The organism is Rhodocytophaga aerolata (genome assembly GCF_030503435.1).
Taxonomy (GTDB): Bacteria; Bacteroidota; Bacteroidia; order Cytophagales; family 172606-1; genus Rhodocytophaga; species Rhodocytophaga aerolata.
In genome coordinates this window covers 71,455-84,901 of the sequence record NZ_JAUKPO010000012.1, presented here as the reverse complement: position 1 = coordinate 84,901, position 13,447 = coordinate 71,455, and the positions used below count along the sequence as shown (strand labels likewise).

At 42.2% G+C, this 13,447-nt stretch carries 10 protein-coding genes; 6 read left to right on the top strand and 4 right to left on the bottom strand.

Annotated features, from left to right (window positions below; all coding sequences use genetic code 11):
* Positions 1-36: 36 nt before the first annotated feature.
* From nqrF to Q0590_RS19670, 5 genes are all read left to right on the top strand, one after another.
* Positions 37-1,302 carry an NADH:ubiquinone reductase (Na(+)-transporting) subunit F gene (nqrF, locus tag Q0590_RS19690; RefSeq protein ID WP_302039310.1) on the top strand — a complete coding sequence of 422 codons (1,266 nt, stop codon included), beginning with the start codon at positions 37-39 and terminating at the stop codon, positions 1,300-1,302.
* Between the two features lie 168 nt (positions 1,303-1,470).
* The gene (locus tag Q0590_RS19685) at positions 1,471-2,622 is read left to right on the top strand and encodes a formimidoylglutamase (protein ID WP_302039309.1); all 1,152 of its coding nucleotides are present in this window, start codon (positions 1,471-1,473) and stop codon (positions 2,620-2,622) included.
* 71 nt (positions 2,623-2,693) lie between these two features.
* Complete coding sequence (locus tag Q0590_RS19680; RefSeq protein WP_302039308.1) at positions 2,694-5,270, top strand: M14 family metallopeptidase; 2,577 nt, start codon at positions 2,694-2,696, stop codon at positions 5,268-5,270.
* 21 nt (positions 5,271-5,291) lie between these two features.
* Positions 5,292-6,263, top strand: a complete 972-nt coding sequence (locus Q0590_RS19675) for an ABC transporter ATP-binding protein (protein ID WP_302039307.1) — start codon at positions 5,292-5,294, stop codon at positions 6,261-6,263.
* A 53-nt stretch (positions 6,264-6,316) separates the two neighbouring features.
* On the top strand, positions 6,317-7,885 hold the full coding sequence (locus Q0590_RS19670; protein ID WP_302039306.1) for an ABC transporter permease/substrate-binding protein: 1,569 nt from the start codon (positions 6,317-6,319) through the stop codon (positions 7,883-7,885).
* 56 nt (positions 7,886-7,941) lie between these two features.
* Here Q0590_RS19670 and Q0590_RS19665 read toward each other — a convergent pair whose 3' ends face one another.
* Positions 7,942-9,366, bottom strand: a complete 1,425-nt coding sequence (locus tag Q0590_RS19665; RefSeq protein WP_302039305.1) for a BamA/TamA family outer membrane protein — start codon at positions 9,364-9,366, stop codon at positions 7,942-7,944.
* A gap of 285 nt (positions 9,367-9,651) precedes the next feature.
* On the opposite strand from Q0590_RS19665, the gene yidD reads away from it, so the two are divergent.
* Positions 9,652-9,864 (top strand): membrane protein insertion efficiency factor YidD, encoded by a 213-nt coding sequence (gene yidD, locus Q0590_RS19660; RefSeq protein ID WP_378410488.1) that lies wholly within the window; start codon positions 9,652-9,654, stop codon positions 9,862-9,864.
* Positions 9,865-9,875: 11 nt separating this feature from the next.
* On the opposite strand, the gene lgt is transcribed toward yidD, so the two are convergent.
* The 3 genes from lgt to Q0590_RS19645 all read right to left on the bottom strand — a co-directional run bounded on the left by lgt (position 9,876) and on the right by Q0590_RS19645 (position 13,198).
* On the bottom strand, positions 9,876-10,712 hold the full coding sequence (lgt, locus tag Q0590_RS19655) for a prolipoprotein diacylglyceryl transferase (protein ID WP_302039304.1): 837 nt from the start codon (positions 10,710-10,712) through the stop codon (positions 9,876-9,878).
* 70 nt (positions 10,713-10,782) lie between these two features.
* Entirely contained in the window at positions 10,783-11,043 is a 261-nt protein-coding gene (locus Q0590_RS19650; RefSeq protein WP_302039303.1) for a DUF4834 family protein, read from the bottom strand.
* Between the two features lie 166 nt (positions 11,044-11,209).
* The gene (locus Q0590_RS19645) at positions 11,210-13,198 is read right to left on the bottom strand and encodes a glycoside hydrolase family 127 protein (RefSeq protein WP_302039302.1); all 1,989 of its coding nucleotides are present in this window, start codon (positions 13,196-13,198) and stop codon (positions 11,210-11,212) included.
* Between the last annotated feature and the right edge of the window lie 249 nt (positions 13,199-13,447).

Sequence of the window (13,447 nt, the reverse complement as noted above, 5' to 3'; positions counted from 1 at the left end):
ATCAAGCAAAACTTAATTATCTAAATTAATAGTTCAATGGCGCCAGTTGTAATTACATCAATAGTTGCTTTTACGCTTGTAATTCTGTTATTGGTATTTGCCCTGTTGTATGCGCAGAAAAAACTCGTTCAAAGTGGAGATGTTACAATTCTGATTAATAATGAGAAAAAGCTGGTAACTCCTGCTGGCTCGTCGTTATTATCCACACTTGCCAACGATAAAATCTTTTTGCCTTCTGCCTGTGGTGGTGGTGGTACATGTGCTATGTGCCGCTGCGTAGTAGAAGAAGGTGGAGGAGATGTGCTGCCCACAGAAACAGGTCATTTATCCAGAAAAGAACAGCAGGATCATGTCCGTTTAGCTTGCCAGGTAAAGGTGAAGCAGGATATGAAAATACGGGTACCAGAGCAAGTATTTGGTATCAAGAAATGGGAGTGCGAAGTAGTCTCTAACTATAACGTAGCTACCTTTATTAAAGAGTTTGTGGTACGGTTACCAGAGGGAGAATTTCTGAACTTTGAATCTGGCGGATACATCCAGATAGATGTGCCAGCCATTGATGTAGACTTTAAGACCATGGATATTAAGCCAGATCCTAAAGTAGATACCAATGTAGACAAGTTCCGCCCTGATTGGGATAAGCTGAAAATTTGGGACCTGAAGATGAAAAATCCGGAGCCATTATTCAGAGCCTATTCAATGGCCAACCATCCGGCAGAAGGCAATATTATTATGTTGAACATCCGTATTGCTACCCCACCCTGGGACCGGGCAAATAACCGCTTTATGGATGTAAATCCTGGTGTGTGTTCATCGTATGTATTTTCCAGAAAACCTGGCGATAAAGTTACCATCTCTGGTCCGTATGGTGAATTCCATATCAACCCAACTAACCGGGAAATGATCTACATTGGTGGTGGTGCTGGTATGGCTCCGTTACGTTCACATATTTTCCACCTGTTTCATACAGAGAAAACCAACCGGAAAGTATCCTACTGGTATGGGGGCCGTTCAGTGAGGGAGTTGTTTTACACAGAGCATTTCCGGGCAATCGAACAAGAGTTTCCAAACTTCAAATACAATATTGCTCTTTCTGAACCATTACCAGAAGACAACTGGACAGGGTATAAAGGATTTATTCACCAAGTGTTGTTTGAAAACTATCTGAAAACACACCCAGATCCAGAAGAAATAGAATATTACCTATGCGGCCCGCCAATGATGAACGCCGCTGTATTAAAGATGTTAGATGACTTAGGTGTTCCTAAAGATAACATCCGCTTCGACGACTTCGGAGGGTAGAATTAGAAATAATTGCAGAGGTACACCTCACAGGTTTTCAAAACCTGTGAGGTGTTTTTGTTATAGCTGGTTAAATTATCTGTAGGCTGGTGGTTTCTCATTACATTCTTCTCTATATTGCACAGAAGCTATTAGTAATACATACTTACCATTTCACCTGATTATCCTATGGATTTAACCATTTTCTTCGATCCATTAGACGAAAGCCTGCTCTTGCCTCATGCGGCTCCAGATACCCTGCAGCAATATATAAATAGCCATATTGAACGTATGCCTTCGTGGAAAAATAGTGACATCGCTATTATTGGCGTGCCAGAAGACAGAGGAACACCTACCAATAAAGGAACGCATAAAGCCATGTGGGGTGTGAGAAAGAAACTATACAACCTAAAGAAAGGCAACAAAGCCTATAAAATTACTGATCTGGGAGATTTGCGGCCTGGTATTACTTTAGCAGATACCTATTTGCGGCTGCGGGAAGTATGCGAAACCCTCATGCGGAATAATGTAGTGCCACTCATTATTGGCGGCTCCCATGATCTGGATTATGGACAGTACTTAGCCTATGAGCACATTCCTATGCGGGTTTCATTGCTGAATATAGATGCTACCCTGGATATGCAGGAAAGTGATGCCTATACCATGAGTGAACGGCACATACATGAAATACTCGTGCATGAGCCTAATTATTTATTCACCTTCAGCCACCTGGCTTATCAGTCTTACCTTACTTCAGCACACGATTTAGCTATTCTTGAAAAATTATATTTTGATGCTCACCGCTTAGGTCAGTTACGCGAGAATCTGGCAGAAATAGAGCCAGTTATCCGGGAAGCGAACATGATGAGCTTTGATATAAAAGCTATCAAAATGGCAGATGCGCCAGGGAATGCCAATGCCCATGTGTTTGGCCTCACCGCTGAAGAGGCTTGTCAGATTTGCTGGTATGCAGGTTTGAACGAAAGAATGGCTTCGGTGGGTTTTTATGAATACAACCCAGATTATGATAACCGGAGCCAGACAGCAGAAGTGCTTGCAACCATGATCTGGTATTTTGTAGAAGGCTATTATCACCGCAAGAAAGAAGTAGAGTTTTCAGACAAAACGTATACCCGGTATGTCGTGCCTATGTCAGAATCAGAGTCGCAGCAGATTGTTTTTTATAAAAATAAGTTTAATGAAAAGTGGTGGATGGAAGTGCCTTATCCCAGCAAACCTGAGAAGAATTCTGTTATCCCATGCAGTTACAACGATTACCAGATGGCACTAAAGGGCGAACTGCCTCAACGTTGGATAAACCGCTATGCAAAACTGATTTAACTTCTTTCCGTCCTTCACAAACACTAAAACTTGTAGGAAAAGTGGGCTTTACGGATTAACTATACACCCTGATGAAATACCTGTACCTGTTTGTTTTCTTTTACTTTTCAGTCTATTTATCAGCTTTCGCACAACAGATAGAGTTAAGTTATTATCTGCCAGGGCAGACTTCGTATGATCCAGCTATTCCAACACCGGAAGCTTTTTTAGGATACCAGGTAGGTGAGTGGCACGTTACGCATGACCAGTTGGTAGCCTACATGCGTGAGCTGGACAGGGTATCAGATAGAATTACGTTGGTACAGTATGCCCGAACCTACGAATTTAGGCCGTTGCTGTTGCTAACCATTTCTTCACCTCAGAACCACACAAATATTGATCAGATAAAAGCGCAGCACCGGGATCTTTCAGATCCGGCAAAGGCTAGTAGTCTGAATGTGCAGCACATGCCAGCAGTCGTTTGGATGGGATATAGTGTGCATGGCAATGAGCCTAGTGGCACCAACGCATCCTTAGTGGTAGCTTACCATCTGGCAGCGGCTAAAGGACCGACTATAGATTCGTTACTCAACGAAACTGTTATTCTGCTCGATCCAAGTTTCAACCCGGATGGCATGAACCGTTTTGCCAGCTGGGTAAATACACATAAAAGCAAAAATCTGGTAACTGATCCTTATAACCGCGAGTTAAATGAAGTTTGGCCTAATGGCCGCACCAACCATTACTGGTTTGATTTGAACCGCGACTGGTTATATGTGCAGCATCCGGAGAGCCAGGGTAGAATAGCTAAATTTCATGAATGGAAGCCGAATGTACTTACCGATCACCATGAGATGGGTACAAATTCTACCTTCTTCTTCCAGCCCGGGGAACCAACCCGTATTAACCCCCTTACACCGCAAAAAAACAGAGAGTTAACAGCCCGCATGGGTGATTTTCATGCAAAAGCTCTAGACAAAATTGGCTCGTTATACTTTACTGGTGAAAATTATGATGATTTTTATTATGGGAAGGGATCTACTTTCCCTGATGTAAATGGGGCCGTGGGGATTCTATTTGAACAGGCAAGTTCCCGTGGGCATGCCCAGGAAAGTGTAAATGGAGTGTTGCGTTTTCCTTTTACCATCCGTAACCAGGTTACTACGTCTTTTTCTACATTGGCAGCCGTCCGTGCGTTGAGGTTAGAATTGCTCAATTTCCAACGGGATTTTTATAAATCCTCTGCCAAGGAGGGTGCTGCATCCGCTATAAAAGGATATGTGTTTGGTAGCAAAGATGATCCGGTTCGTACCTATCAGATGCTGAAAATTCTGCAACAGCATCAGATAGAGGTGTACCAGCTAGGCAAAAGTATGTCGCAAAATGGAAAAACATTTGATCCGCAGTGGGCATATGCAATCCCAACTAATCAACCTAAGTACCGCCTTCTGCGGGGTATTTTCGATCTAACCACCACCTTTGAAGACAGTTTGTTTTATGATATATCGGCTTGGTCATTGCCTATGGCGTTTAATATGCCCTATATAGAAGCTAAATCAGCACCAACAGTAGGAAAAAAAGTTGAGAAACTATCTTATCCGGAAGGGAAGCTTTATGGCAGTGCAGAGGCCTATGCCTATGTGTTTTCATGGAAAGGCTATTATGCTCCACGTGCGGTACATTCTTTATTGCAACAAGGCTATCAAGTAAGGGTAGCTACCGAGCCTATTACAACCATGAATAATGGGAAGCAGCAGTTATTTGACTACGGATCTATTTTATTGCCGATTGGCACACAAACAAAGGATAAAGGCGAGATACATACGTATTTGCAGGAACTGGCTAAACGCGATGGCATAGAAATATATGGGCTAGAAACCGGCTTAACTCCGGAAGGATTAGATTTAGGAAGTGCCAGCTTCGCCCAGCTGGCTTTACCGAAAGTATTATTACTGGTGGGAACAGGGGTTAATGCCAACGATGCCGGCGAGGTATGGCACCTGCTGGATCAACGGTATAACATGCCTCCTACTATGGTAGACATTCAATCGCTAAACCGGGTTAACTTAAGCAAGTATACCACGGTTGTTATGGTAGGAGGTAATTATAATTCATTAGGCAAAATGGAAGAAGATAAATTGCGGGCATGGATACAAGCAGGCGGCTCGCTAATCAGTATGACGGATGCTATTTCATGGGTTATTAACAAAGGATTTTCTACGGTAAAACTAAAAAATGCTCCTACAGATTCTTTAGCAGCGCAACGGAGCTATGCACAGTTAGAACGTTTCCAGGGAGCCCAACTAATTGCCGGGGCTATATTTCAGGCCAGGCTGGACAGGTCTCATCCGCTAGCTTTTGGGTACCCAGAGGAACTCATTCCGGTTTTCCGTGACCATACCCTGTTCATCGAAAAACCTAAAAACCCCTACGCTGCACCGTTAATGTATACAAATAACCCCTTAATCAGCGGCTATGTACACCCGGCTAATGAGAAACAGCTTCGAAATTCTGCAGGAATTGTAGTAAGCAATTTAGGAGCAGGCAGAGTAATTCTGATGGCAGACAACCCTAATTTTCGTGCGTTCTGGTATGGAACCAATAAGCTGTTTATGAATGCAATCTTCTTCGCTCCACTGATTAATGCATCGGCAGGCCGGGTAGATTAAGGCCGCCTAATTCACCTTTTTATGGTACAGGTTGAACATGTGTATAAAAACTTTGGCGGAACCGCTGCAGTTGCCGATGTGTCATTTGAGGTGGCTGCCGGAGAAACACTTGTTTTACTAGGCAGCAGTGGCAGTGGAAAAACCACCACCTTAAAAATGCTGAACCGCCTGGTAGAGCCGTCGGCTGGAAAGATATGGATTGATGGAAAAGATATTACTACACTACCAATAGTAGCCTTGCGTAGAAAAATAGGCTATGTCATTCAGCAAATAGGGCTTTTTCCGCATTATACGGTAGCGGAAAATATAGGCTTACTACCTGGACTTCTGCAATGGCCTGAATCTAAAATTAAACAGCGAACAGCCTTACTATTAGAAACATTGGGTTTACCGCCAGAGCAATTTATCCGGAAGTATCCGCATGAGTTAAGCGGTGGCCAGCAGCAACGGGTAGGTCTGGCACGTGCTCTGGCAGCCAATCCGCCTATTATTCTGATGGATGAACCTTTTGGCGCTTTAGACCCAATTATCCGTCACACCATCAGGCAAGAGTTTCTGCAACTGGACGAGTTAAAAGACAAAACCACCATACTGGTAACGCACGATGTAACAGAAGCCATTCAGCTAGCTGACCGCATTTGCCTGATGGATAAAGGACGTATTCAGCAAATAGGTCCGGCAAAGGAACTTTTGCTGAACCCAGCTAATACATTTGTACAGCAGTTTTTCAATCATACCCGTTTTCAGCTGGAGCTTATGGTACAAACTTTAGCTGATATTCTGCCAGGAATTTCACTAAATGAATTACCAAATGCTAGGGAAGTGCCGGTTTTTGCCGCTGATGTTAGCTTATGGAATGTTGTAAATAAACTACAAGAAGTGAAAACGGGAGAGCAGTGGTTGGGCATTAAACAAGGACCTTCTGTTTATTATACTACACTTTCTACTATTTTGAGCTACAAGAATGAGCATAGTAGTGATCAACAGGCTTGACACCGGTAGGTTGTTTATTTTTCTTTCAGGACTTGAGCATTAGCCTTTTGTACATGGATTATCTTTCAGGCTTGTTAGCCTATTTTATGGAAAATGGTTCCCTTCTGGCTAAGCAAACAGCCGAGCACCTGGGCCTGACTATCGTATCGGTAGCAATGGCCATACTTACCGGCGTGCCTTTAGGAATAGTATGTACGCACTACCGGAAGTTAGCAACCATAGTTTTGGGAGTTACGGGAATGCTGCAAACAATTCCGAGTATTGCCTTATTAGGTTTTATGATTCCGGTAGTAGGTATAGGCGCTTTGCCGGCTATAATAGCATTGTTTCTGTATGCCTTGCTTCCTATCGTCAGAAATACAGTTACAGGTATCCATGGGGTGGACCCTTCTGTGCGTGAGGCAGCTATAGGCATGGGCCTTTCCCGGAAACAGCTTTTAACAAAAGTAGAACTTCCACTGGCCTTGCCAGTAATTTTTGCAGGCGTACGCACCGCTACTGTAATTAATGTAGGGGTTGCTACGCTTGCCGCTTTAATAGCCTCTGGCGGCCTGGGCGAATCTATTTTTGGGGGAATTGCCCTGAATAATACGTACATGATTCTGGCTGGAGCTATTCCTGCGGCATTGCTGGCTATTGTGTTAGATAATTTTCTTGGGTGGTTGCAAGGCAAGAACGTTGCAAGGATTCAGCCGGGAGCATGGCTGGGTATATGGCTCAGCATAACAGGTATTACCCTATGGATGTTGTTTTCTTCGGTCAGCCATTCTTTCCGGGCAGGTTTTGCTCCGGAGTTTATGGTCATGTCGGAAGGTTACCCAGGCTTACGAAAAACATATAATTTTCAGCTAAGTACGGTAGTGCTGCAATCTGGTTTAATGTATGATGCCTTGCATGCAAAAGCAGTAGATGTTATCAGTGGCTATTCAACCGATGGCCGGATTAAAGAATATAAGCTTTTTACTTTGAAAGATGATTTATCGCATTTTCCTTCGTATGATGCCGGAATTACAATCCGGCAGGAGGTACTTGATACATACCCTCAAATAAGAACAGCATTAGAACAACTGTCGAGCAAGTTTACAGATGCGGATATGATTCAGCTAAATTACCAGGTAGATGTGCTGAAAAAATCTCCGGCTAGTGTGGCAACAAATTATCTCAAGCGAATTGGTTTATTCAGGCCGCCCACGCAAAAACCAATAGCGGTGATCCGGATTGGTTCCAAAATATTTACTGAGCAATATATTCTGGCAGAAATGATAGCCAGGCTTATTGAAGGATATACCAATTTGAAAGCAGACGTAAAAACAGGCATGGGTGGTACCCAGATTTGCTTTGAAGCCCTGGCTAGCGGAGCCATTGATCTGTATCCCGAATATTCCGGCACTGGTTTGGAAGTAATACTGAAGCAGAAACACCTGCTGCCAGATTCAGTAAGCAAAAATCCGGAATATTTATATGCGTATGTAGATCGGGAGTACAAGAAGAAATTCAATATCCGTTGGTTACCACCTTTGGGCTTTAACAATACCTATGCCTTGCTGATGCGGCAGGAACAAGCCAAAGCCTTACATATTGAGAGTATTTCTGATTTGAAAAGGTATATTGAGAGTAAATAATCTGTTGTAAGTAAATAAGCTACCTATACGGATTTGATAAACCTCCTCTGCAACAATTAAATATCCCGTACGAAATGGAAGAAAAAACCTGCTTGTTTCTGACGGTTCATAGAGAAATCTACACGGAATACTGTGTTATAGAAAGTTACAAAGTCAAACCCTACGCCATATCCATACAGGAGTTTATTAGCCAGGAAGTTATCTTCCACATTATAGGTCTTGTTTTGCACATATCCGGCATCTCCATATACTTTCAAGTATAAAGCCATAGGTATTGTCTGAAACTGGCGGAAGGGCATATACTCCGATATATCTGCCTGAACATTAAATAACTCCCTTTTGAATGTTAGCTTAGCCAGGCCATAATTTTGCCCGTCTACTACGTAATACTCATACCCTCTGACAAAATCTTGTCCATAACCGAATCCCCGGATATTATGAAATGGCTGCTGTTCCGGAGAAGATACTTTGCCACGCAGGCTGGCTGTCCAGAAGTATTTGGGGCTAATGGGGCGGTACAAAGCAATGTCTGCCAGTAGGGTAGTCAGATGAAGATCTTCTTTAGGAGTAATACCTGACTGGGCTATTGTCGTGGTAAAATAATGGCCGTGTAAGGGATAAGCCGCTATATCCCGGCGGTCAAGGGTGAGTGTGTAAGCCAGACGAACATACTGCTGCCGCGTGCGTCCTTTCAGGAAATAATCCGGATTGAGTATAGCTAATGTATCGGCAATATGGCTGTCGTGGTATTTGGCTTCCAGGGTATGGAAACAATAGTATTTATTCCGGCGAGTTAACCGGATTCCGGCACTGAATCTACTTCGTAAAACGGATTCTGAATCCAGGTAGTCTAACTTATGTGCCTGTGTTTCATAGGCAACGGATTTATTTTGAGAATAGGATATATCAAATCCAATTCCGGTCTTCTGGGCTTTATCCAGATAAGGAATGCTGTAGCCTAATTCAAAACGTTTGGTAAAACCAAACTGCGCCGTAGCTCTTAATTGCTCACCCCGTCCGCGGAAGTTTTTATGGGCAATTTTAAATCCATAATTTACCCGTTTTAAACTTCTTCCGCGTTCTACCCACCATTCGTTGAAATTCCTATCAGCCAGTTCAAAAATCAGCATCGGAAATATATACCAGCGTTCCGTAACCTTTACCAGCAGGTAGGCAACATTTTTATCCACCTTCAGCATGTGCAAGTCTACTGTTACGAAAAGATTCGTGTTGACTATTTTATTCTTATTTCTGAGCAAAGCCAAGTCGGCAGAAGCCGCATGCAAGGTATCTCCGGCTGTAATATCCAGTTCCCGCAAAATCATGGCTTCTTTGGTTTTTACATTGCCCTCTATAATAATGTGATTTACAATGACATATTCAGCTGCCAAAGTATCTTTATCTGCTATAGTTGCGACTGTGGCAACCGCAGGCTGTGTGGTACGAAGGTTTAGCAACAAGGCTAATAATATGGCTAACATTCGTTGTTCAATGAGAAATAGTTGCTTGCAAAACCAGGTAATTTTTGAGTAAAGCTGTACAAGTTACGCAATTTATTTATAATGTGCCTAGCCTGCCATTCCGGAAACCATAAGCATATATATAGCTAACTGGCAATTATATCTGGCGGCTATTTATTTAAATTAATTTACCTAGAGGACAAAGGTAACCATCAGTTTATCATAAATAATTTGTTAACAAGACGGCATTGAATAAACTTATAAACAAAGCTGCCTGTTAGTGTACAGAGAAAACAGCCTATTGCTATGATGCGAAAAATTTTTATTCTACTGATCCGGTTTTATCAGTATGCCCTTTCTCCTTTTCTGCCAGGTGCTTGCCGGTATACGCCAACTTGTTCGCAATATAGTATTGAGGCTATACAGAAATACGGACCCCTAAAAGGAACATGGCTAGGCCTAAAAAGAATAGGCCGCTGCCATCCGTGGGGAGGGAGCGGCTACGATCCTGTGAAATAAAAGTTTATTACTTACCTTACAGCACTTTGTGTAATACCTTGGGCTTGTTTCTTCGCATTTTTCTGGGCGATCATCAAGATTACTATGCCGGCAATTACAGCAGGTATACTTAATATTTGTCCCATATTCAACAACATATCTGCTTCAAACTCTACCTGAGGCTCTTTTAAAAACTCAACCAGGAACCGGAAAGAAAACAACGTTACCAGAAAGATGCCTAGTAATAAGCCATCGGGGATGGCACTTTTTCTTTTCTTCCATATCTGGAAAAGGGTAATGAATAAAACAAGGCAAAACAAGGCTTCATAGATTTGAGTAGGATGTTTAGCAACAGTTTCTCCTCGTAAGGCAAATATGAATCCCCAGGGTAAATCGGTCTGGTAGCCATAAATTTCAGAGTTCATCAGGTTGCCGAGCCGTATCAGCATACCGGCGAAGGCAACAGTAATTACTATTCTGTCTACAACCCACAAATAGGTCTGGTCTTTTTTCTTGCGGGCATATAAATACAAGGCGAATAAAATACCTATCGTAGCTCCATGACTGGCAAGGCCACCTTCCCAGATTTTGAGTATATCTATTGGGTTCCGTAGATATTCAGCAGGTTCGTAGAACAACACATGGCCTAGCCTGGCTCCAATAATGGTAGACAATACCATGTATACCGTAAGTGTTTCTACATCACTTTCAGGCTTCCCTTCTTTTCTGAATATATGAAATAATATCTGCTGTCCAATAAGGAAACCAAGGGCAAACAATAAACCGTACCACCGGGGAGCAAACTCCATCCCAAATAGTTCTAACGTAAAAATTTCAGGCTTTACATCCCAGACTATGTATTGAAGCATGTTTAGAAAATTAATTGACGAAGCAAAGATAGGTATAAAAAAACAAGACCCTGTAAAGTTAAGATATAGGTTACTTTACTTCTTCATAATCTACGTATTCGCCTCCATTAAAGCTGGTCTTATTTTTTTTGGTATCATTCTCTGGAATATAGTCTATATGAATATCGCCAGCAGTTCTATGTTGTTGCGGACGTTGTCCGTTTTGCCTGTACATATTCCGGTTACCGGCACGGGCACCTAGCATCCAGAAAAGTGTTTTAAAAATAAAGCCACCTATCCGGATAAGTACAAAAATGATAAGGAAGGTTATTATTAAAAATTTGAGTATCATCGATTAGCAATATGTTTTAACTCTAACGAAACAAGTATCTATCTATTTAATGGAAATTTTTACTTTTTTGTTCAGGCAAATATACTAATAGCCCTAAAAACTATAGTATAAATTTATATAAGCGGTAGTGCTATTTACCCTATAGCCTAAGATAATATGTTAAGCACTAATCTTGCTTTTGGAGCCACACGGCCATTTCGCCGGCACCTCTATGCGACCAGGCATAGTAAGGAATAGCCGTAAAAATTGCTTCAGGCTTAGTAGCCTTAGAAGATGTATCACTCGCTTTTAGAACCATTATGCCATGTAATAGCTTTGGCTGTAACTCCGCCGTTAGCTTTGTTTTCCTGGAGACTACGGCATTAGCTATACTTCCCCCATTATCTACTCCTTCTACGCAATATACCAACGGACCTCTTTCTAAAGCCACTTTTCCTCTGTTTTCTTCCACCTGCTGGTTGCTGATTACTTGCCGGATGGGCATACTTAACGTAAGTTCAACGTTATCTCCTTTTTTCCAGACTTGATTTAGCACTGCAAAGCCATTTTGCATTTGGTACTTAGCTGGCTTCTTATTTACAGTAATTGTTAGGGTTGGTTTTTGAGAATCAGTATAGCTATATAAGTCTCCCGGCACAGGCTGATTAGTAGCCCAGCCAGGAATGCGGATATGGAAGGCAAATGGGGAAGATTTTTCTGGCTGCAAGGTAAAGGTAACCTGGCCGTTCCAGGGGTAATCGGTCTGCTGGGTAATCTGCACTTGTTGATTGGCTGTTTTGATAGTGCCTGTTCCGGCTACAAATAAGTTGGCATATATGTCATTGGCTTTAGTGGCATATACATAACCGGGTAAAGAGGGCAAGAACCGGGCTACATTCGTAGGGCAGCAAGAGGTACTAAACCAGGAGCTGCGGGTAGCATGGCCATGATTAAATTTCTGTTGGCCATCTGCTTCCAAAGGGTTTGGGTAAAAAAACAAATTCCCTTCCAGAGAAACACCAGATAAAAATCCATTATACAGTGTCCGTTCAAATACATCCAGATATTGTGAGTTGCCCGAAAGCAGGAACAGCCGGTAGTTCCATAACATACTGGCTAAGGCAGCACAGGTTTCATTATAAGCGGTAAGGTTTGGTAAATCATAGGGCTTGCCGAAGCCTTCTGTCCCTCTTTCGGCACCCAGGCCACCGGTTACATACATCTTCTTGTTGAATGTAAAATCCCAGATCTGGTTAATTGCAGTAATATATGATTGTTCACCAGTAATGGCGGCTACATCGGCCATGCCTGAGTACAAGTAACCGGCTCTCACCACATGACCTACAGGTTCTTTTTGCTGGGTAACCGGAATGTGATCCTGGTAATAGGCAGAGTCTACCGGATTGGCCCAATCGGCAATATACATTTTGCGGTGCTGGTGGTTGCCCCGTTGATCAATAAAAAATTTGGCTAGTTCTAAATAAGATTTGTTTCCGGTTACTCTGTAAAGTTTAACCAATCCTATTTCAATTTCTTCATGGCCGGGCACACCGTATTTTTTTCCTTCACCAAAAGTGTTTGCCAGAAAATCTGCATTTTTAATGGCTACGTTGAGGAAATTCTTTTTGCCAGTGGCCAGGTAATGTGCTACGGCGGCTTCATACATATGGCCTACATTATATAGCTCATGGCTGTCTTGCAAATTGCTCCAGCGCTGGTTGCCTGCACGTTGGTCTATTGGTTGAGCAGGATTTTTTTGATGAATAGTACGAATGGTATACAAATACCCATCTGGTTCCTGTGCAGCTGCTACCTTTGTAATTAGGTCGTCCAGATAAGCATCTAGTTTTTTGTCGGGTTGTATAGCCAGCGAGTAGGCGGCTGCTTCCATTACTTTAAATACATCCGAATCATCGTAGGCAATTCCCTTAAATTTACCCTCTTTTAACCCTCCGGCTATGGCAAAATTATCTATCCGTCCGGTTTCTTCACATTTCTGAAAAGCAAAAGGAATAGTTACTTTCTGATTGGTATCCAGTCGAGGCGACCAGAACCTGGATTGCAAATGTACCTGGGTAAACTCTACTGGATTAATGGGATAGTCCTGTGATATTACCAGCGAAGCTGAAAGCAAGCTTGGAAAAAGCAAAAGCGTTTTTTTAATAAATAAGCGCATGTATTTTAAAAATGATCTATCAGGTTTGGCCAGATAAGTTATTATACTTTATAAAGGATTACAAGTATTATCTCATTTTATGCACACCATCTATCCTTATGAAGGTTTTACTTCTCGTTTTTTATATTTTACGCTGTTTCTTACCGCTACGAAGATAGTTTACCTTAGTTAGTAGCTAACCATACTTATTGTTTCTTTGCATACACTTTCACAAAAAAACATCATTTGCTCCCAAAAATGTATTCGTTT